A 21,757-nucleotide genomic window follows, 5' to 3' on the forward strand; every position below is an offset into this window, starting at 1 on the left:
GTGGCTTAGTAAAATTGTACCATATTTATTAGGTTAGTCCAAATCTCACTTTATAAATATATCGGTTATTTTTACCTAAAATCTTATTTTACCACAATTCGTTTACTTATTATTTTTTTATTTGTCTGAATAGTTACAAAATACACTCCCGAATCATAAGTATACATTTCCAAACTATGTAAATCGTTTGTTACATTGGTATATTTTAAAGTTTTGATTAATGCGCCTGCGCTATTCGAAATTAAAATAGTGACATTTGTAGGTGCAGTATAATTGAACTGAATATTAGCCAAACCATCGCAAGGGTTTGGATATACTTGTAAAAAATCAATTTCTGGTGTATCGTCCTGTTCAATTTCTTTTTTGCCTCTATCGGTATCAATTATAGTTATATTTTGGAGACCGTCACAATCTGCCGAAATAATTTTGGCTTTAAAAATCCCACCTTTGTTCACCTTAAAACCCTTACGCAATACAATTTTTTTACTGGCTTGTACTAAAATATTTGCCCCCGAATTTACTTTTGCATTAGATTCATTTGCACAAGATACTACCGTTGCTCCTACAATAGGATTTTGAGTATTATCAAATCCGTTGCCAAAGGGTCCACAAATTTGTGCTGTAGATGGTATGTTAGGAGAACAATTAATAACACTTATGGCATTTGTATAACCCGAAGCACCTATTCTGTTTAGCGAATTTACCCTGTAGTAATAATTGGTATTGGGTACAAAGTTTGTATCCGTAAAACTTGTGGTATTACTGCTTACATTACCTACAGGGGTAAAGCCCGAGTTAGGAAATAACGAACGCTCGATACGGAATCCAGTCTCGTTAGTGGAATTGTCATTCCATATAATTATAATTTCGTCCAACGAGTTTGTTGAGCTCGAAGGATTTGTAGGAGCTTTTGGCGCCGCGCCACCGCCATTAAATAGTGTTGTAGCCGTAACTGTACTTGTAAAACTAGAATCGCCACTGGCGTTAATAGCCTTTATTTTATAATAGTATGCCCTACCTGCTACCAAACCCGTATGCGTATAGGAAGTACTTGTTGGGTTAGCCAAAAGTGTAAAACCTGTAGTTGGATGTGTTGAAAATTCCACCCTATAATTTGTAGCATTTGAAATTTTAGTCCACGTAAGTCTAATAGACGATTTAGAAACCGTTGTTGCTACCAGGTTGCTTGGAATGTTGGGTTTAATGTTGGTACAGTTTGTTGTATCGGAACTAAGCGTTTCGACCTCTGCCCCGCAAGACCATTGCGTAGCTTTACTTTGTGTTATTATATCTCTAGCGCCCCGAGCTGCCATACCCCTACCCGTGGTTAGCGTTTTTCTTTGTGCTACAGTGGGAGATAATAACTGGGTAGGATGCATTAAATCTTTTTCTTCTAGTACATGTCGAAGCCCAATGGCATGACCAATTTCGTGCAATATGGCTCCGTAAAAATCAAATCCACTACTAATATTACCTGTTATATTAAACTTCCAATTTAAGGTTTGATTGATCCTGATATCTGCCTCCTTTTGTCCGTAATGATTATTGCTACCACAACTGTAATTGTAATTAGTCTCGTTATTATGCGTACCCGTAGCCATAAATCTGATATTGTCAACCTTATTAATATCGTAAGCAATGCTGTTAAATCCATCTTCGGTATTAGCGGAATTTGCAACAATAGTAGCAGGTCTATTATTGGAAGTTTTTTCTAAACTTAAATCAATATTTAAATGATTGGACCAAACCGCTAATGCCCTTTCAATAAGCTGCACTGCATTCCTATTGGTCGCTAATACGCTACCCAATTTGAATTTAATACCATTTACACAATTTAACCGAGGTAAACTAATTCTATAATTATTTGTACCATTAACAGCTCCAAACCTCATGGTTTGTAAAGCATATTGAATATCAATTGCCCTATCACTTTCTACTTTTTCTCCCCAATCTGTAACTACTCTAAATTTTCCAGACCCAGGAGGTGCATTTCTATTAATTCCATTAATCCTAGAATAAGTTTGTAACTTGAATTGAATGCGGTTATTTTCCCATGATATATACTTATCCATCCCTGTTAAATAAAGTTCTGTTAACTTTCCTTGACTATCAACCACCGTATTATTTGCATTTAAAAATTGTACTTGCTGTTTATCCCCTTCGGCCCGAACACCAAAATTAGTTCCAAAAACACTCACAATAGCACCCTTACCTGCTGTAGTGGTTGTGGTAAATCCAGTAATGGTAGGTTTGGGGGCTAACGGGAAAGTTACTGGACTATTTTCGAAATTAGTATTGGTATATGCTGTGGTATTTAAAAAATTTGTGGATGGGCTATTGCCATATAGGTTTAGCATTGGATAAATAGAAGCACTAGAATCTTCACCTACTGTTAAACTAAATGTTGTAGTAGGTCTATTTCTTTTAATTTTTAATTTTACATGCATTAGCTGTTGCCCGCCGGTAGCGGTAGTCACTTCCGTTCTAAAAACAGGGGAAATGGTACCCGTTCCAAGCCCTAAATTTAGAATCTCATCAGTATGATCAGCAATAACCACTTGTTGGTAATTGGTATTATTAAATGCTGCCCCACGAGTGGCAATAATATGATTATTTTCTGCACTATTTTTAAAAAAGTTATTGGTTTGGTATTTAATTCTAATAACGGCATTGGCTAAATACGTATTAGGAACACTTGCTCTGGCAAATACATCAAATTCAAAAAAGCGTTCGCCTTCTTTTCCTGGTCTGGTATCAGCGGTATTTTGCGGATTTTTTAAAAAATAAGTAATGTTTTGAGTTGCATTTAAATTTTTAGCGCCTACTTTTTTTTACTTTTTTGAGGAGCTATAATACTATCTAGTATAAATTGCTCCAACTCTTTTTGTCTCTTTACTTCAGCATCATACTTCAATTTATTTATTTTTTGTTCAACTTCCTTGGTTAATTTTTGTTGTTTTTTATAAGCTTTAGTATCTACAAACTTTTTTTCTTGAGCCTTTCTAATCTCTATATTATCATATTTTTTTAAGTATCGATAAATTTGATTAGTGTTTTTAAATAACTCTCCCTTCCATAAAGTCTTTTTTTCATCTAAATTGTTGTAAAGAAAATCCCACTCTTTTACATCATAAAAAAGTGATAGTCTTAATTTATTATCAATTTTCTCTTTAAATATATTTTTCTTTACTGGAAATTCATTTTTTTTACAAAAAAACAATCTCATCTGTGAATCTTTCATACCTGTAGCAAACATAGGGTCATCCCAATTATCAATAAGATTTCTAGTACCACTTGAATAATCAAAAATTTCTCCTCCTTTTTGAATCAATTCAGCTGTACCTAATTCTAAATCATTATGTCCTCTAAAAATTTTTGAAATTTTTATTTTTACTGCTGTACAAATTTTTATTTTATCATCACCATAGTACCCTATTATACTAGGTTCTTCTTTAGTATCTCTTAGTACGTAACCTTCAAAAATATAATCCGAATTATTGATAATACTGTCCCTAATAAATTCGTCATATTCATCTAAACTATAAAAAATTCGTTTGCCTTGCCCACTTATACTATGACAAAACAAAAGGCTAGTAAGTAGCCATAGTAGACCAATGCCTACATTTTGTTTTATTTTTATATTGATTTGTTTCATGTTTTAATTGACTTATTTTATTACAACTTATGCTTTAATATATGTTGTTGTTTTTAACCTTCCTTTTTCTTTCTGTAAAGCAATAGAATCTTTTTGTTGTTTTTTAAGCGCTCTACGTTCAGCAAAGCTTTTCTCTTCAGGTTTGCGTATATCAATATTATCGTATTTTTTTAGATAACGATACAACTGATTAATACTTTCAAATGTTTTGGTCATCCAAATAGCTCCTCTTTTTGTACTATATTTATAAATAATATCCCAATTTGGCTTGTCATAAAAAAGTGAAAGTCGTTGTTTGTTATCCATTTCTTCCTCAAAAATATCTTCCTTTACAGGAAATTCATTTTTTTTACAAAAAAATAATTGTGTGTGCGTGTCGGAAAGTCCAATACCAACATCATTCGCCCAGCCATCAATATATTGATTAGAATCATCAAAGATGCTACCTCCTAACCTTATTAACTCAGCTGTACCTAGTTTTAAATCATCATGCCCTCGTAATATTTTGGTGATTTTTATTTTAACCGCAGAGCATATTTTAGTTTTATCATCTCCATAATAGCCTATAATTTCTGGTTGGTAGATTCCTCTTCTTTCTACGATACCTTCAAAAATATAATCCGAATTATTGATAATACTGTCCCTAATAAATTCGTCATATTCTTCCATTGTATTGAACAATCTTTGAGCCCTAATTTTTTGACTGTAAATTAAACTACAGATTATAAGCACTATACTAAGTAGCTGCCTTTGATTTATTTTTATATCGTGATATGTCATTTTTTGTTTTACTTTTTATCTAATGGCTATTTTGTTTCGATCTTTTTTAGTTTAATAGTTGCTCCAATTTAGATAATCGCTGTTCCAAACTAGCATTTTTTTGCTCTAGAGATTCTAGATTTTTTAGCTTTTCGTTTTGTGTTTGCAATTGTTTTTCCTGCTCAATAGTATACAAAGTAAGTTCTTCTATTTTCTGCAATAATCGATTTGTCATTTCCGATACTTTCATATCATTAGCTCTAAAATCATCTGCTGACGGCATTTCGGGTAAGTGCTTGTTTCTTTTTATAAAAGCTTCTACTTCTGCTAATGGTTTTAAATTATAATCGGCTTCAAAAACCCAATCGGCACCATCTTCTAAACTCACAATTACTTCTTCTGCCCATATGTGACCCTTAACCGATAATTTGTTTTTAGGATTACTAGTACCAATACCAACGTTACCATTATCTTTAATAATCATTTGTTCTCCCATTCCTGTGGCAAAAACTAATGAATTAAAATCTTCTCTATTTTGGCCAAATGTTGACCTTATATAGGCCCTATCTCTTCCTCCTACTGATTCTAAAAATTTGATTTTTTTTGTTCTCACTAGTGCTATATTTCCATTAATTTCCAAGGCTTCTTTTGGGTTGGTTGTACCTATACCAACATTAGCCTTGTTATTAATGGTTAATGCAGTAGTCGGCAATGCTGTTCTTGTAGCAGAAGTACCTAAACTTAATTTACCTGTAAGGGCTTGAAAACGCATTTCGGCCGCATATTGCGAAGTATTCAAATCAACGCTTCCAGATGGTGCATAATTAAAACCTATAATTTTTTGAGTGCCATTGTGAAATGTAAATGTATTCGAGATTTGAAATTTTTCTATTGGAGCTAATGTACCAATACCTACATTACCATTTTCTTTAATAATCATTCGTTCTTTGTCCTTACCTGTAGCAAAAACTAGCGAATTAAAATCTTCTCTGTTTTTTCCAAAAGACGATCTGATATAAGCTCTGGGGCTTCCGCCAACTGTTTCTAAAAAATTGATTCTCTTTTCTCTCCATAATGATACATCACCACTAAAAAACCCTCCGCTTTGTGCATTAATAGAAGTTATTGAGCTAATTGTTAAAGCTGTAATACCAAGTAATTGTAAATTTTTAAAATTCATGTGCTTTGTTTTTATTTAAGTTGATACAAAGCTAGATAAATACAACTCAACTTGCTCTTAACTTATCGTATGTCAGAAAAATACAAATAGCAACAAATCGCTAAAAGGGATATAAATTCTATAAAATACATTTTCGAAAAAAGTAAATCGCTACTTACCAAAAGGTAAGTTTTATTGAATTATAATGTACTACAAATCAATGTTATTAAATTGTTAACCCTTACATGTAGTCTTTTTCTTTAAAAAAATCAATATTACAGCACGCCTATTTTTTACCAAAAAAAAGCAGCACCTATAAATGATACTGCTTTAATTAATTTTCTACTTTTTTAGTATACAATTTGTATACTTTGATTTATGAATTACGTAAACTACGCTTTAAAATTATTGTTTTTAATTTTATTGTTAAAAATAACGTTAATTCACAAATTCCAATTGTTTATCCAAAACCAAATCAGCAATAAACGCATCAATATGCTGCTTAGTTACATTTGGCATGCACAAAATATGCGTAATCCCTTCTACTGTAGCTAATTGCCATTTCTTTTTTAGCGCTACTGAAGTTTCTCTAAAAAACACTGTGATACCTCCGGTATTTACCCAGCATTCCACTCCTATTTTGTTTAATTGTGCTACGCAATAATTTGTTACCTCCAAACAATCGAAATAGCGTTGTTTTAGCCCTTCCACTCCCATTTTTTTCATATTATACCATAAAAATAAGGGGGTATGCCCATTTCTGGATCCTGTTACGGTGGAGTCGTAAGAATCGATAACTTCCATGGGTCTTAAAATTTTATCTCTTATCGATTTTTTGGTTATAAATACCCCTGCTGGCATGGGCGAACCTAAAAACTTATGTGCACTTAAACAAATACTGTCAATCCCATCGGAAAAGTCAAAAGGGATTCTTGGTTCAATAAACGCTCCAAAACTTCCTGACAGCGCTCCATCAATATGGATGTAGGTTTCTTTTACTCCGCATTTTTCAATTATTTTTTTTGCCTGCGCTACGTTGTCTTTGGCTTCGGTCATAGTTGTACCAAAATTCAAGCTAAAAACTGCTGGATTATCTTTATTAGCGAACAGCTTATCCTCCAAATCAGCATAATCCATTTCTCCGCTAAAAGTAGTGGCTATTACACAGGATTTCATATTTAAAATATCAATACTTTTTGGCACACTATAATGCGCTGCATCTGCATAATAAACAATGGCATTGGGGTAAAGCTTTCGTGCAATGTGTAACCCGCATAAATTATTTTCCGATCCTCCATTGGTAATGTACCCCCAATAATCATTTGGATCTGCATTAAAAAGTTCAGCAAAAAAACTTATCACTTCCCTTTCCAAATTGGTTGTTTGCACTTTGTAGTTACAATCTTCAAACGGATCGCCAATATTATTAATTGAAAACTCCAAAAACGGATACAATTCAGAGAAATTAAAATCAGATGAAATAGGGTATCCTAAAACTTTTTCTCTGTAATTAATTAATTGCTCTTTTAAATGAGCTAGTTTTTGGTCCTGCGAAGTTAAAGTTAGGTTTTCCATTAGGATAAGTTTTTAGTTTCTTAAATTTAACCTTAAATAGAATGTAATTTTGTTTTCAGTATTAAATCAGTAAATAAAACTTACAAATAGTAGCTATACAAATTAAATTATTGTTTTATTATAATTTCAAAGCTTTTCAAAGAATATAATTATGGATTCCATTGACTTAAAAATTATAGCTGCGCTTAAAAAAAATGCCAAACAAAACACAAAAGAGATCGCCAGTAAGGTTGGCTTGTCGGTTTCGCCCACTTTTCAGCGTATAAAAAAGTTAGAAAATCAAAAAATAATCAAAGGATATGTCGCCGTAATTGACCAAAAAAAACTGGGTACTGGCATTATTGCTTTTTGTCAAATTAGCATTTCCAAACACTCTAAGGAAGTAATTGATATTTTTAAGAATGTCATTCAGGATATTGACGAAGTACTGGAATGCAATCACGTATCGGGCAGCTTTGACTTTTTACTAAAAATTGCTGTAACAGATATGGATCATTACCACAATGTAGTGGTTGAAAAACTAACCTCAGTTGATGGTGTACTGAATATTCAAAGTAATTTTGTTATTGAAAAAAGTAAGGATGAGTATTTGAGTTAGAAAGGGTACTTTTTGAATGCAAATTCTAGCTATACATTTAATGTAAGTTTGATATAAGAAAATGTGTTTATTAAATGGTCTTATTATGATAGGTTTCTTGGAGAGAAGTGCAATGAAATTGTATTGAGTCAATTTTCTTTATTAGAACTATTTTTTCGATACTATTTTTCTTCATTTCATTCCGAAAAACCACTCGAAATGACACCTAAATTTTACATCGAACTCACGTTATATATAGTCATGATGTTAAATTTTCCATTTATAATGGTTTTTGTTTAAAAGGTGTTTTACACTTTAGCTAAGGTTCTTTTTCTATTTTCTTCTGTTTTCAAATTAAAAAAATCCTAATTTTTATTGGAATAATTCAAAATCAAAACCAGTATTATAAGTAGTACAGCCTAGTTGAAAATCTCAAAATTAGTGCCACTAAAAAAACCTGATCCATAAATGAATCAGGTTTCAATTTTTTGCAAGTATAGCTACCTAAAACTTACTTTTAATTATTCAAAGCTTCTGCTCCACCAACAATCTCAAGGATTTCGTTAGTAATAGCTGCTTGACGTGCTTTGTTATATGATAATTTTAGGGAATCCCTTAATTCTGTCGCATTATCAGTTGCTTTATGCATAGCCGTCATACGTGCTCCGTGTTCCGAAGCTACAGAATCTCTTAGTGCTTTAAAAAATTGAACTTTTAATGATTTTGGGATCAGTTGCTCAACAATTTCTTCTTTTGAAGGTTCAAAAACATAATCAGCTGTTGTATTATCTTCTCCTTCAATTTCTTTAATAGGTAAAAATTGTTCGCGGGCTACATTTTGTGTTGCCGCGTTTACAAACTGATTGTATACCAAAACTATTTTATCATAAGTTCCAGCAACAAAAAGTTCCATCAGGTTTTCAGAGATTTTTGTTACGTTTTCAAACGTCAAATCATCAAAAATAGCGTTGTTATTTTCAATAACAGAAAACTCCTTGGAAAGAATATCATTGGCTTTTTTTCCAATAGTTAATACATCCACTTTTTTACTTGCATACGTATCACTAATTAAACCTTTAGTAGCTTTAATAATGTTTGAATTAAATGCCCCTGCTAATCCTCTGTTTGAAGATACAGCAACTAGCAATACATTTTCAACATCGCGCTGTTCGCTATATGGACTTCCTTGCTCTCCTTCAAGTGAAGCACTCAAACTTTGTAGTAATTCAGTTAACTTTTCCGAATAAGGACGCATGGCCTGTATAGCATCCTGTGCTTTACTCAACTTTGCCGCTGATACCATTTTCATGGCACTAGTAATTTGCATTGTTGACGATACTGACTTTATTCTATTTCTAAGTTCTTTTAAATTTGCCATTTTTATTTTAAGTACTGAGTATTGAGATATCAGTATACAGACTTCACAACACTTATCGATTTTAAAAAATACATAGTATTAAAAATCTAAATTCATAATACTATGTACTCAATACTATTTATGCGAATTTTTTTGAAATCTCCTTAGCTGATTCAACTAACACATCAATTACATCATCAGTCAATTTCCCTTTTTTCAAAGTATCTAATGAATCTCGGTGCTTAGCATTCAAGTAATCAATATAATCCTGTTCAAACTCTTTAACTTTATTCACAGGAACATCTTTTAATAAGTTTTTAGATCCTGCATAAACTATAGCAATTTGATCCTCTACAGTGTAAGGGTCATTTTGAGCTTGCTTTAAGATTTCAACGTTACGCTTTCCTTTTTCAATTACATTTAAGGTAGCTGCATCAAGGTCGGATCCAAACTTAGCAAATGCCTCTAATTCACGGAACTGTGCCTGATCAAGCTTTAACGTACCCGCTACTTTTTTCATTGACTTGATTTGAGCTGATCCACCCACACGTGATACTGAAATACCTACGTTAATTGCTGGTCGAACCCCTGAATTGAATAAGTCCGAAGTAAGGAATATTTGACCATCAGTAATTGAAATTACGTTGGTTGGAATATATGCCGAAACGTCACCCGCTTGTGTTTCAATAATTGGCAAAGCCGTTAATGATCCACCTCCTTTTACTTTTCCTTTTAATGAATCTGGCAAGTCATTCATGTCCGCCGCAATAGCATCGTCATTAATCACTTTAGCAGAACGCTCTAACAAACGAGAGTGTAAGTAAAAAACATCCCCAGGATACGCCTCACGTCCTGGTGGACGACGTAATAATAAAGACACCTCACGGTAAGCTACAGCTTGCTTTGATAAATCATCAAATACAATTAAAGCTGGACGACCCGTATCACGGAAATACTCCCCAATTGCCGCACCAGCAAACGGAGCATATACCTGCATTGGTGCAGGGTCAGATGCATTAGCTGCAACAATGGTAGTGTAGGCTAACGCTCCTTTATCTTCTAATACTTTGGCTATGTTTGCAACCGTGGACGCTTTTTGTCCGATAGCTACATATATACAATATACAGGCTCACCTGCGTCGTAAAATTCTTTTTGATTTAGAATGGTATCAATACAAACTGTTGTTTTACCAGTTTGACGGTCACCAATAACCAATTCACGTTGTCCACGACCTACTGGTACCATGGCATCAATTGATTTAATTCCTGTTTGTAATGGTTCAGTTACTGGCTGACGGAAAACTACTCCTGGTGCTTTACGCTCCAAAGGCATTTCAAAAGTTTCTCCTTCAATAGGCCCTTTCCCATCAATTGGGTTACCTAAAGTATCTACTACACGACCAACAATACCTTCACCAACGTTGATTGATGCAATACGTTCAGTTCGCTTTACTGTATCACCTTCTTTCACTCCTGTAGAAGGCCCTAATAATACCACCCCAACATTATCTACTTCAAGGTTCAACACAATTCCTTCTAGTCCACTATCAAAAGCAACTAATTCTCCGTATTGTGCGTTAGACAAACCGTATACACGCGCAATTCCATCACCCACTTGTAATACGGTACCTACTTCATTAAGTGAAGCCGTAGCTTCGAAGCTTGATAATTGTTGCTTTAAAATTGCTGATACTTCAGCAGGATTTACTTCAGCCATTACTAATTTGTTTTAAACTTTCATTTCCACGAAGGTGGAAATCTTTATTATTGATCCCCCTTTTTCAAGGAAAAAAATTAATCCTATTTATTGAGATTTCCGCTAATGCGGAAATGAATTTTATCCTATTATAATTTACTCACGTAAGAGGTGTCATTAAATGACATCTTTAAACCAGCCAACTGACCAGCTACACTTGCGTTATATTCTAAATCACCTATACGTAATATAAAGCCACCGATGATATTTTCATCAACAACGCTTTCCAATGCTGCATCCTTTCCCGTTAACTCTTTTACTTTAGCTAAAATTTCTTTTTCTAAAACTTCAGTTAGCGGCACAGCTGTTGTAACTATGGCTACCTGCGATCCTTTGTCTTGTTCGTATAAAGCAATAAAACTTAAAGCTACATCAGGCAACTGCTGCACTCTTTTATTATCGACTAATACATCAAATAATCCAGTTGTAACAGTACTTGAATTAGCAAACACTGCTTTTAATACAGATTTTTTTACTTCAGCTTTTACCAACGGACTTACCAACAAATCACGCAAGTCTTTACTTTCAGCAACGGTTTCTTTTATTGTTTGCATTTCAGCAAAAACAGTATCAGAAATTTCTTGTTGTTTTGCTAAATCCAGAATTGCTTTAGCATATCTTACGGCTGCTCTACTCATATGATAATTAGTTTAAGGTAACATCTTTAAGTAAAGAAGACACCAATTCTAATTGTTTATTTTTATCTGCTAATTCGTTTTTTACTACTTTCTCAGCAATTTCAACTGAAATACCAGCAACTTGATTTTTCAAATCAGCAACAGCGGCCTTTTTTTCCGCCTTAATAGCTTCTTGGGCTTGTTTAATTACTTTATCAGCTTCAGCTTGTGCCTCTTCTTTTGCCGTAGCAATCATAGAAGTTTTCAACTCACGTGCTTCTTTAAGCATACCATCACGTTCAGCACGAGCTTCATTTAAAATACGCTCGTTATCTGCTTGCAAATTTTGCAATTCTTTTTTAGCATTTTCTGCCGCATCTAAGGCGTTTTGTATGCCATCTTCGCGGTCATTTAAACTGTCCAGGATGGGTTTCCAGGCAAATTTCCTCATTAATACTATTAATATTAATAAAATTACTGCTTGCATTACAAACAAGCCTGGTGAAAAGTCATTTAATAAATTCATATTCTAAAAAAATAAAACTTAAATCTGTTTTTGTTTCATTACCTTCCTCGATATTAAGACTATTTATTGGTGTAATCAAAATATTTCGAGATCAAAAATTAGCTTAAACCAGCACCTTTAAAATTGATTTAAAAGGTGTTTTACTTAAAATAGTTTCCTGCAACCAACCGTTGCAGGAAATCTACCTTGTGTTTAAGGTTACGCTCCTAAGATTAATGCACCAAATGCAAGACCTTCTAATAGCGCTCCAATAATAATCATTGCAGTTTGGATTTTACCAGCTGCTTCAGGTTGGCGAGCGATAGCCTCCATTGCTGAACCACCGATTTTACCTAATCCTAATCCACCTCCGATTACGATTAATCCTGCTCCTACTAAATTTGGAATAGTCATACTAAAATAATTTATAAATAATTAAACAAATTCTTCTTTTAAACAATTGAGTTATCTTCAGCTCCATGCACTTCTGCATCATGTGCGTGGTCATGATCATGCTCTTCCACTGCCATTCCTATAAACAACGATGATAACATAGTAAAAATAAATGCCTGTAAAAATGCTACCAACAATTCAATTAATGAGATAAATAGTGTTAACAAAGTTGACACCCCAAAACCACCAGCTAAACCAAGTGTTTCCCTAGCTGTATAAGCTACCGCAATTAATCCCATAACTACAGCATGACCCGCAGTTATATTAGCAAACAAACGGATTAATAATGAAAATGGTTTTGTAAACATCCCTAATATTTCAATAGGCATTAAAACAATTTTCATTGGCACTGGCACCCCAGGCATCCAAAAAATATGCTTCCAATAATCTTTGTTTGCTGTAAAAGTTGTAATCAGAAAAGTGAATATTGCTAAACAAACTGTTACCGCAATATTACCAGTTACATTAAATCCAAATGGTGTTAATCCTAATAAGTTAAGTATCCAGATAAAAAAGAATACCGTTAAAAGAAACCCCATGTATTTTCTATATTTCTTTTCACCTATATTAGGACGTGCAATTTCATCGCGCACATAAATTACTAAAGGCTCTAATACTCTTGAAAAACCAGTTGGAATTGGTCCTTTTTTATAACCTTTTGCCAAGCCACCAAATAACAATAACATTAACAAGCCTGCGATTAACATTCCAAGTACACTTTTAGTAATTGAAAAATCCCACACTTTGTGCGCATTAGTAGCATGGTGGTCATTATCAAGTTTTACTGCAGTTGCACCGGCATCCAATTCATATATTTTACTGTGAATTTTAGCAAATTTTGCTCCATTTTTTGTAACAATCACACTTCCATCATCATTATGATGAAATTCAGAAGACATGAAAGTTACTAAGCCTTTACTCGACCAAACAATTACTGGCAGTGAAAAACCTACATGTTTACGCTTACCATGGCTATCTGTATATGAAAATAAAGAAAAATCATGCGAGTCCGCCAAGTGATGTTTTTTATAAGCATCAATTTCGGGCTTTGTATCAATTAAACCACCTCCTGAACTATGCGATTCAGTTGTATTGTGTTGTCCGTGCTCATTAGCATGTTGAGCTGGTAATGTAGTGTTTTCATTACTCGAAAACATTGCTATACTTACTAAAGAAAAAACAAGTGTAACCAAACACTTTCTAAGTTGTTGTGCAATCATATACTTAATACTAATACAATATAAGCTCTAAATTTGGCTGCAAAATTACGTTTTTAATTGATAATTCACACTAAGAATGCGTTTTTTTTCGAATAAGTTAAATTTGAGGCTGATTTATAAGAATATTAGCTGAAAAATACGATTAGAACACAACAAATGTTAAAATACTATTTGCACTGTATCTGTAACATTTAATTTGTAAGAAAAAGCTTAAACGATTAGTAGCATGTGCTGCAAATCATGTATTACTTTTATATAATACACTACTTATAAAAAGTACATTACTCTAAAAAATAATAAACTATTCCTTTGCTTTGGCTTCCTCTTTTTTTGGAATAATATTAATTATAGGAATTATTTTAGCTAGTAAAAACATCAGATAGATAAAATACAAAGCTAATAGTACGTATTTAATTTTAGGTTCCGCCTTAATTTCTACACTGTAGGCATTAATAAAAATGGCTAAAAAAATCATTTTTAAAAGCAAAAAACCAAGCACTCCAAAACCTACTACAGAAAAAAAATGTGTTGCTACAAATTGTGTAACTAAATAAATTACAATTGAGAACCCACCAAGCAATACATGCTGAAGCAACACAGGAACGTTATCCGATATTTTTAAATAAGGAAGCAGCACAAAATGATGTATTGCAAATAAAGCTAAGGTTAGCACTATAAATTGGACGACTCCTTTTAACACAAAAAATTACTTTGAAAATTTAATAACTTGAATAATAACACCTGCAATAGCTAAAAACACAGCCACTAAAGTAATCCAGGTTTCGTAAAATGGTTCGGTATAGTTGTTTTTGGTGTCCAACCAAATCCCCAATTGAGAACCTCCGTAAATAAGTGCCCCCATTTGAATACCGATTCCGGTAAACATGGCAAAATTTTTAAGCGGACCTTTCGCCATTTGGTTTTTTATTAAGTGACTTTACGTGTCCTTTCATGGCGCAAGAAGCATTAAAAGTAGCACCTGGCTCTACTGAAAGTTTGCCAATAATTACCTCTCCCTCAATATGTGCGGTCGATTTCAACGAAAGTGTTTCCGCAATGTTCAATTTTCCTGAAAACTTGCCTTCAAAATCTGCATTTGTACACTCTAACGTACCGTTGATACTTCCCGTACGACCTACAACCACACGACCTTCAGTTTTTACATTACCCTCAATAGTACCCTCAATCCTAAATCCCCCTTTGGACACAATATCACCAATGATTTTTGTTCCTTCGGAAATTTTATTTTGATTTTTTGAGTAATCTATAGTTTCTTTTGATTTTTTATTATCTGAAAACATGACTGGGGTATTTTTCTAACTAATTAGTAAATAGAATCTTTAATTTTAATGTAATCGCTATACTTTTTTTGCGATTGTATTACCCGATAGTTATCTGTAGTTACAAACAAACCATCGCGTTCCACTATAATTTCTCCGTCTTCGGTATCTCGTAAAATACTATTCATTGCACGTACTTGTTGTTTCCCTCTTAAACCATGCACTACTACAAAAAGCGTGTCTTTTGAATAAAAATCAACAGAAGTTTTTAAGTAATTAAAATTACGCTTTTTAATTAGAGTATCCAACTCAGTCTTAAAATTTTGAGCTTTTTCATTTTGAATTTTCTGATAATCGTATACTAACTTATATTTTTTAGTTCCAGAAGTATCCTGAGTAAATGCTAAATTTTCTAAATATGGCACTGTATTTTCCATTAATACTTGGGCTTTTTGCCCTTCTTTGGCCTGAGGATACGTAATAGCTAGATAATTTAGTAATTCTCGCATTTTAGACGCGCCATAAATTTTTCCCAACGTAAGTGCTTTTAACAATTGAAATTTTGCCACTACCGGATCACCATCGTACTCTGTTATTCGCTTTTCTAACTTATCCAATACTTTGTAATATTCCTGCTTTTCGTATTGCTTGTAAATTTTAGTATAAATTTCTTCTGGTGTTGAACCATCTGTTTTTGCCTTTTTAAATGGATCTTTTACAATTTTTGCATATCTGGAATTGGGGTGGTTTTTTAAAATATCCTGACGCATTTGCTCCTCTCGGAATGTATTTCCATTTGCCTGATAAATTTTATATAAATTGTATTTTGATGGCATAATGTAACGTTCCTCGGGATTGTTTGCAAGCAAAGCTTCAAAATTATCCACTGATTTGTCGTAAGCTTTCAATTGTTCTTTATATACTGTACCTAAATTGAAATATGCTTTATTTATAGCTAGCCCTAGGCTATCCAATACTTTTTTATCGGTTGGAATTTTATCAGCATATTGCACTGGGTCAAAAACAGGATCTTTTTCAATATCATAATCATCATCAATTTCCTCAATAGCTTCAGCCGCTTGAGCAAATTGATTTAGACTGGAAATTTTCCAGTTATCCACCAATTCTCGCTTCCCAAAAACATCTTCGAACTGTATTTTTCCATTGGCAAGCGTAATGGGATTATAAAAATAAAATTGTTGTTCTTCCGTAGAATTTGCTACCCGGGAGCGCGCTGCTACTGTTGGGTTGTTTTGTAACGATCGCGCTTTTAGAGATTTTTGACGTTTTAATTGCCCCTTTTTTAATTCGCGTAAGCTATCCGTATATTTTTTATAATAATTTAACTGCTCCTCCCTTGGCATAGCCGCAATTTTTAAAATACTGTCATTATTACGAACAATCCCTTCGTATAAAATAACATCTTCCAAATTATCACGTTTCTTTTTTATTACACGGTAACGCTTACTGTTTTCATTAAGCAATACCAATGTACTGTCCATATATTGACCTGCAATATTAAATTGCTCATTATTAAACTTCATTCGCCCTAAAGTTTCGTAGCTTAATGATCGTAAATATGAATCGTCAGTACCTGTTGCCAATGATTTCTTATAATAATCTTCAGCGATAGCTAATGAATCTGCACCAAAAAAATAGATTGCTTTTTCGTAATATATTTTATCTAAAAAAGGACGATTCTCCCAGTTTTTTTCCAATTTGGTCAAAATATCCAAAAACGCCACCTGATCATCAGATTCAATTTCCAAATTTCTAGCTTTAGCTAAATAAGCGTTAATTAAATACTCCCTAGGCATCCTTCGGTTCAACTTAATAATTTTATCAAATTCAAAGTTGGCACTATCGCGCTCCCTTACCCTGTTGTAAAGTTGACCTAAAATGTAATGATAACGCCCTTTCTCCTCGTTGATCTTAGTGTTTTTAGCGGCCACTTTCATTGGAGCAATAGCACTGTCTTTATGTTTCAGATTTACGTAAGCCTGTGCTAACATCGCTGAGGCATCAGCCAATTCCTGATCGGTCATTTCAATTTTTTCACGATATAATAATCGTTTCAAATTGCGAATGGCACCCTCATTATTATCCAAGCGGATATGGGTTTTTGCTTTCCAAACCCGTGCATTATTGATGCTATTGCTGGTAGGGTACTTGTATAAAATGTAATTGAACGCTTCCAAAGCTTGAATAAAACGCTGATTAAAATAACGCGCTTTACCTAAAAGCATAAAAGCTTCATCAATTTGTGTATTCCGCTCCCTATCCTTAATATTCATGGAGTGCTTTTGAATTGCCTTGGCTGCTTTTTCTTCGGCACGGTCAAAAGAAGGGTTGGAAACCTCACTCTGCAGGGCAACTTCTTCTCTAATTTCCAAGCGCTCAATAGGCAATTGTTTCCAATAGTTATCCTGATACGCCTCAACTAACGCCTCTTTACCTTCAACAAATGAAACACTCCCATTATAAAGTGTGTTGTACTTTGTAGTAAGCGCGTGCCAATTTCTATTGATGAACTTATCCTTTTTTCGGGAACAACTAATTGCAAATAATATAACTAAACCAATTAGTAATAAGTGGGAAGGCTGCTGTTTTTTCAATCTAAAGAATTTAATACTTAAATAACTAAAATAGGATTTATTTAGTATGTAATTAAAAGCGCAAAATACGTACAAAACATAAAATTACGTTAGTTTTTTAAAAAAAGACACTAAAATGTGCATTGAATTTAAAAATAACACCTCCATTTTGTTGTTCGTTTAATAGCAAACATTATTGCTTTTATTATTTTTGCACCATTAAATTTCCTTTTAACCCCAGAGACTAAAAATACTATATGCCACAATTTGTATCGCTCACGATAAAAGAAGTTATCCAAGAAACTCCCTCAGCTGTTTCACTAGTTTTTAAAATTCCTGACGAATTAAAAAGTGATTTTCATTTTGTTCCTGGTCAATTTATAACATTAAAAGCCACCATAAACGGCGAAGATGTACGCCGTGCTTATTCTTTAAGCAGCAGCCCTTACGATAACGATATAAAAGTAAGCGTTAAAAAAATAGCCGATGGTACTTTTTCTATTTACGCTAACGAGAATTTAAAAACTGGCGATGTCCTGCAGGTAATGATGCCCGAAGGAAAGTTTAAATTGAACCCTCAGCCCGCTAAAAACTTAAATTACATGGCATTTGCCGCCGGTAGTGGTATCACTCCGATAATGTCCATGATTAAAACAGTACTTAACGAAGAAAAAGACAGCAAATTTGTTTTAATTTACGGAAATAAATCTTCCGTAGAAACTATGTTTTTTAAGGAATTACTACAGTTACAATCCCAATATCCAAATCGTTTGTTTTTGGAATTTATATACAGTAGAGAAAATGCCGAAGAGGCTTTATTTGGTCGTATTGACAAAAGTACTGTCAATTTTGCATTAAAAAATAAATTTAAAGATATTTCATTTAATGACTTTTTTCTTTGTGGTCCAGAAGCCATGATTAATACCGTTAAAGAGGTACTCTCTGAAAATGAAATACCTGATGAAGCTATTCATTTTGAACTTTTTACAACCTCTACAGATACCGAAAAACCCTCAAACACTGGAAAAGCTACTATTGCTGTAATTGTTGATGATGAAGAAACTACAGTTGAGGCTGACAAATCCAAAACTATATTAGACAGTGTACTTAATGCAGATTTGGATGTGCCGTATTCATGCAAAGGTGGTGTATGTTGCTCTTGCATTTGCCGAGTAGTTGAAGGTGATGCCAATATGCCAGTAAACAACTTATTAACTGATGATGAAGTTAAAGAAGGCCTTGTACTTGCCTGCCAAGCCTATGCTGTAAGTGATTCACTTAAAATAGACTTTGACGATGCGTAAATACAATCATTTTTAATATACATTAGCTTTTCTATCTTTATGAATAAAAGCTACCCACATTAATTATAGTTTGTTTTCTAACGCTGTATAAATGGTACTATTTTTGATCATTATTTGAAATGGAAAAACAGAATACTGGCAGATTATAAAAAAAACAACTAATATTTCTTGTTTTGTTGCTCTGAATTTTATGCAGCTAAGTATTCTAAATACTAACAAAAAACTAATAGATTAAAATGATACTATTGTAGCAATTATTTTACCGTTTAAACGTTGAACTATTTCACAAGAAATACCCCCCCAGTTTCGAATAAGTTAATTATGATTAAAGCTATTATTATAGCCATTTTATGGAGTATATCTCCTTTTGGAGAAGCTAAAGTTGGTATTCCCTACGGAATTTTAAATAACGTTAATATTTACGTGGTTTTTACCGTATGTTTTATTGCCAATGTATTAGTGTTTCCCATAATGATGTTTTTTTTGGAACACATAAATAGGCATCTTTTAAAATGGAATCCCTATAAGAAATCGGCACTTTTTGTGGCCCGAAGAGCCAAAACTGGTTCTGGAGCTCAAATAAAAAAATATGGTTTTTGGGGACTTATTCTATTTGTTATGATTCCGCTACCTGGCACTGGAGTATATGCAGGCAGCATAGCATCATATATATTTAAAATCGAAAAAAGAAAAGCCTTTTTGGGTAATGTAATTGGTATTTTCTTTTCTTCAATAATTGTTTGGGTAGCTACCATAGCTTCAATGCAAGGCTTAGGCTAGCAAAAATATTGCCCATTACTAATACTTAGTTTAAATAGTGATAATAAGCGCCTTTTCATATTTCACACTTTAACCCTAAAGATTTGATTGTACTTTACGTTTAATTTTTCTTTAAATAAAACGCGTAGCTTTTCCAAAGCAAATAGGTGCTAATAAGAATAATGACCACTGCCCACATCCAATATAATCCAAATAAATTATTGGCAATTACCTGAGTATCTGAAGTCATTGTTTGACCAAATCGCTCAAAAGTACCCGTAAATAAGTAATTCAGCTGTAAATACGTACTTAAAGTACATTGAATTCCTAAAAATAATAAAGTCCACTTTGATATGCTTTTATTTTTTGCAACACTTAAAATTATCAATAACACAGCTATTAAAACCAGCACGACACTTCCTATAAGGGAACGCACCCAAATTAGTATAGATGCTACTAATAATATGATTATGCCTCTCAATACCCAAGTAGTCCAATTTGCTTTTGCAGAAGCAACAATCAAAACGGCACCAAAAACAGAAGGCCCAAGCAGTCCCCCTGCCGCTACCAAAGCTCTTGCCACTCGATAAGGCACATATCCATTTTGTGGTAGCGAAGTAAAAGCAACCCCTCCACCATTTTCATATATTTCCAAATGACTGAAATTTCCGCCCAGCGCAATTGCAGTTAACCCATGTCCCATTTCATGAAACCAAGTGCCCAACAGTATAAAAGGGTACCTAAATATTCCTAATGCAGGCAACTGCCACATTACAAACACTAAAAAAGCAATTATGAAAATTGACCAATTTTTGGTTTTTACAGCCATTTATTAAAAATAAAAATTTATGCAAAATCCATAAAAAAACCTCATTTTACAAATGAGGCAGTACAACATTTACAAAAATTTCAATTCAAAATCTAATCAGACAACTTAAAATAATTTTTGTTAAATCAATTATCAATAAGATGCTGTAAAGAAGACATGTATTACCATACTATTTTAATCAACTTTTAGCTAAAAACTATGCGATAACTTTTTTTTCGCGCATACTTGCCTCAGGGAAAAGCTCAAAAAAGATTGCTTTGTTTTCAGCTAAAAAAAGTGACAAATTATTTCTGCTTCCAATTAAGCTTAATTTTTCAATAATATTTCTTCGGTGGGCATCAATAGTTCGCTTACTGTTACAAAGCGTGTCAGCAATTTCGTTAGTAGTTTTACCCATTATAATTAACTCAGAAACTTTAATTTCCTTAAAAGTTAACGACTGGAATGCCTTAATTATGGTGTTTTTATCAAAAATTAAACTTTTTTTGAAGTCTTTCTGAAATTCTTTGCTTATGTAAGGATCATTTTTATACATGCTCAAAATACAATCAACGATAGATTGTTGGTGCGAGTTCAAAAACAAAAAGCCACGGACACCTTTGGCGTAATACATATTAAACGACTCTTCTTCAAGCGAACTGGCTACTAATACAATTTTTATTTCTTTTGAATGTACGTTAGAAAAATCAACAATTTTATCCACCATATCATTATTTACACTATCTAGATTAATTATAGCTATATCTGGTTTGTAAGTTTCTAATAATTGAGTACACTGTTTGAAATTTTTATCCATTCCAACAATAAAATCCACACAACAATAATTAGTTGCTATTTGCTCAAGCCCTACCTGAGTCATTTCGCAATTGTCTAAATGTAAAATCTTATAATTCATCTTATTTTTTTTAAAGGGGTTCGGAAATAAGACGCTTTAAGATAAAAATACCCTACTGACTTAAGTTTTTTCTTACAAAAAAATTATAATATTTAGCTGTTAACAATAAGTATTATCTATTGTAAATAAATAGACAAAAAAATAAGTAAATTAAAATCAGTATTTTAAGTAATAAATATCAATAAAAAAACAAACGTTAAATGTTCATGAATTTTGATTTAAAAATACAATAGCAGATAAAAAACAATTATATAAGATTTTAGCAAAAAATAAAATCATATAGTAAGTAAAAACTTATCATTGAAAAGTTAATATTTTTAACCTCAATCATTTTATTTGCAGCCAACTACAAAAAATCAAGCAACTTTAAACTTTTCCCGAAAACAATTGAGTGAAAGACTAAAAAAAAGAAAAAATATATATTTTCTTAAAAAAAGAATAATTTTAATGTAATTATTTATGT

Annotated in this window: 20 protein-coding genes; 3 read left to right on the top strand and 17 right to left on the bottom strand. The window is 32.9% G+C overall.

Annotated elements, in window-relative coordinates:
- Positions 1 to 83 precede the first annotated feature (83 nt).
- The 5 genes from GMC_RS0106135 to GMC_RS0106160 form a co-directional block, all read right to left on the bottom strand.
- On the bottom strand, positions 84 to 2,558 hold the full coding sequence (locus GMC_RS0106135; protein ID WP_010521313.1) for a fibronectin type III domain-containing protein: 2,475 nt from the start codon (positions 2,556 to 2,558) through the stop codon (positions 84 to 86).
- A gap of 263 nt (positions 2,559 to 2,821) precedes the next feature.
- A complete protein-coding gene (locus tag GMC_RS0106145; protein ID WP_010521314.1) occupies positions 2,822 to 3,655 on the bottom strand; it encodes a hypothetical protein in 834 nt (277 codons plus the stop codon).
- A 27-nt stretch (positions 3,656 to 3,682) separates the two neighbouring features.
- On the bottom strand, positions 3,683 to 4,324 hold the full coding sequence (locus GMC_RS0106150; protein WP_029489628.1) for a hypothetical protein: 642 nt from the start codon (positions 4,322 to 4,324) through the stop codon (positions 3,683 to 3,685).
- Positions 4,325 to 4,481: 157 nt separating this feature from the next.
- Positions 4,482 to 5,594, bottom strand: coding sequence for a hypothetical protein (locus GMC_RS22145; RefSeq protein ID WP_010521316.1), 1,113 nt, complete (start codon positions 5,592 to 5,594; stop codon positions 4,482 to 4,484).
- Between the two features lie 417 nt (positions 5,595 to 6,011).
- Positions 6,012 to 7,148 (bottom strand): histidine decarboxylase, encoded by a 1,137-nt coding sequence (locus GMC_RS0106160; RefSeq protein ID WP_010521317.1) that lies wholly within the window; start codon positions 7,146 to 7,148, stop codon positions 6,012 to 6,014.
- 151 nt (positions 7,149 to 7,299) lie between these two features.
- Here GMC_RS0106160 and GMC_RS0106165 point away from each other — a divergent pair, with 151 nt between their 5' ends.
- Positions 7,300 to 7,746 carry an Lrp/AsnC family transcriptional regulator gene (locus tag GMC_RS0106165; protein ID WP_010521318.1) on the top strand — a complete coding sequence of 149 codons (447 nt, stop codon included), beginning with the start codon at positions 7,300 to 7,302 and terminating at the stop codon, positions 7,744 to 7,746.
- Between the two features lie 496 nt (positions 7,747 to 8,242).
- On the opposite strand, the gene atpG is transcribed toward GMC_RS0106165, so the two are convergent.
- The 10 genes from atpG to porW form a co-directional block, all read right to left on the bottom strand.
- Positions 8,243 to 9,103: an ATP synthase F1 subunit gamma gene (gene atpG / locus GMC_RS0106170; protein ID WP_010521319.1), complete on the bottom strand. Its 861-nt coding sequence runs from the start codon at positions 9,101 to 9,103 to the stop codon at positions 8,243 to 8,245.
- A 118-nt stretch (positions 9,104 to 9,221) separates the two neighbouring features.
- On the bottom strand, positions 9,222 to 10,799 hold the full coding sequence (gene atpA / locus GMC_RS0106175; RefSeq protein WP_010521320.1) for a F0F1 ATP synthase subunit alpha: 1,578 nt from the start codon (positions 10,797 to 10,799) through the stop codon (positions 9,222 to 9,224).
- A 128-nt stretch (positions 10,800 to 10,927) separates the two neighbouring features.
- Complete coding sequence (atpH, locus tag GMC_RS0106180) at positions 10,928 to 11,476, bottom strand: ATP synthase F1 subunit delta (RefSeq protein ID WP_010521321.1); 549 nt, start codon at positions 11,474 to 11,476, stop codon at positions 10,928 to 10,930.
- A 7-nt stretch (positions 11,477 to 11,483) separates the two neighbouring features.
- Positions 11,484 to 11,981, bottom strand: coding sequence for a F0F1 ATP synthase subunit B (locus GMC_RS0106185; protein WP_010521322.1), 498 nt, complete (start codon positions 11,979 to 11,981; stop codon positions 11,484 to 11,486).
- Positions 11,982 to 12,179: 198 nt separating this feature from the next.
- Positions 12,180 to 12,374: an ATP synthase subunit C-like protein gene (locus GMC_RS0106190; RefSeq protein WP_010181760.1), complete on the bottom strand. Its 195-nt coding sequence runs from the start codon at positions 12,372 to 12,374 to the stop codon at positions 12,180 to 12,182.
- Positions 12,375 to 12,412: 38 nt separating this feature from the next.
- Positions 12,413 to 13,633: a F0F1 ATP synthase subunit A gene (gene atpB, locus GMC_RS0106195; RefSeq protein WP_029489629.1), complete on the bottom strand. Its 1,221-nt coding sequence runs from the start codon at positions 13,631 to 13,633 to the stop codon at positions 12,413 to 12,415.
- Positions 13,634 to 13,934: 301 nt separating this feature from the next.
- Positions 13,935 to 14,333 carry a hypothetical protein gene (locus GMC_RS0106200; protein WP_010521324.1) on the bottom strand — a complete coding sequence of 133 codons (399 nt, stop codon included), beginning with the start codon at positions 14,331 to 14,333 and terminating at the stop codon, positions 13,935 to 13,937.
- Between the two features lie 6 nt (positions 14,334 to 14,339).
- The gene (locus GMC_RS0106205) at positions 14,340 to 14,519 is read right to left on the bottom strand and encodes an AtpZ/AtpI family protein (RefSeq protein WP_238527937.1); all 180 of its coding nucleotides are present in this window, start codon (positions 14,517 to 14,519) and stop codon (positions 14,340 to 14,342) included.
- 10 nt (positions 14,520 to 14,529) lie between these two features.
- Positions 14,530 to 14,934 carry a bactofilin family protein gene (locus tag GMC_RS0106210; RefSeq protein ID WP_010521326.1) on the bottom strand — a complete coding sequence of 135 codons (405 nt, stop codon included), beginning with the start codon at positions 14,932 to 14,934 and terminating at the stop codon, positions 14,530 to 14,532.
- A gap of 23 nt (positions 14,935 to 14,957) precedes the next feature.
- A complete protein-coding gene (gene porW, locus GMC_RS0106215) occupies positions 14,958 to 17,528 on the bottom strand; it encodes a type IX secretion system periplasmic lipoprotein PorW/SprE (protein ID WP_010521327.1) in 2,571 nt (856 codons plus the stop codon).
- Between the two features lie 236 nt (positions 17,529 to 17,764).
- Here porW and GMC_RS0106220 point away from each other — a divergent pair, with 236 nt between their 5' ends.
- Together GMC_RS0106220 and GMC_RS0106225 are read left to right on the top strand one after the other, a co-directional pair.
- Positions 17,765 to 18,811, top strand: coding sequence for a ferredoxin--NADP reductase (locus GMC_RS0106220; protein WP_010521328.1), 1,047 nt, complete (start codon positions 17,765 to 17,767; stop codon positions 18,809 to 18,811).
- 321 nt (positions 18,812 to 19,132) lie between these two features.
- Complete coding sequence (locus GMC_RS0106225) at positions 19,133 to 19,591, top strand: COG2426 family protein (protein ID WP_010521329.1); 459 nt, start codon at positions 19,133 to 19,135, stop codon at positions 19,589 to 19,591.
- Between the two features lie 100 nt (positions 19,592 to 19,691).
- On the opposite strand, the gene GMC_RS0106230 is transcribed toward GMC_RS0106225, so the two are convergent.
- Both GMC_RS0106230 and GMC_RS0106235 read right to left on the bottom strand, forming a co-directional pair.
- Positions 19,692 to 20,399, bottom strand: a complete 708-nt coding sequence (locus GMC_RS0106230; RefSeq protein WP_010521330.1) for a M50 family metallopeptidase — start codon at positions 20,397 to 20,399, stop codon at positions 19,692 to 19,694.
- A 196-nt stretch (positions 20,400 to 20,595) separates the two neighbouring features.
- Positions 20,596 to 21,294, bottom strand: coding sequence for a LuxR C-terminal-related transcriptional regulator (locus tag GMC_RS0106235; protein ID WP_010521331.1), 699 nt, complete (start codon positions 21,292 to 21,294; stop codon positions 20,596 to 20,598).
- Positions 21,295 to 21,757 lie beyond the last annotated feature (463 nt).

This window comes from Aquimarina agarivorans, assembly GCF_000218485.1.
GTDB lineage: Bacteria > Bacteroidota > Bacteroidia > Flavobacteriales > Flavobacteriaceae > Aquimarina > Aquimarina agarivorans.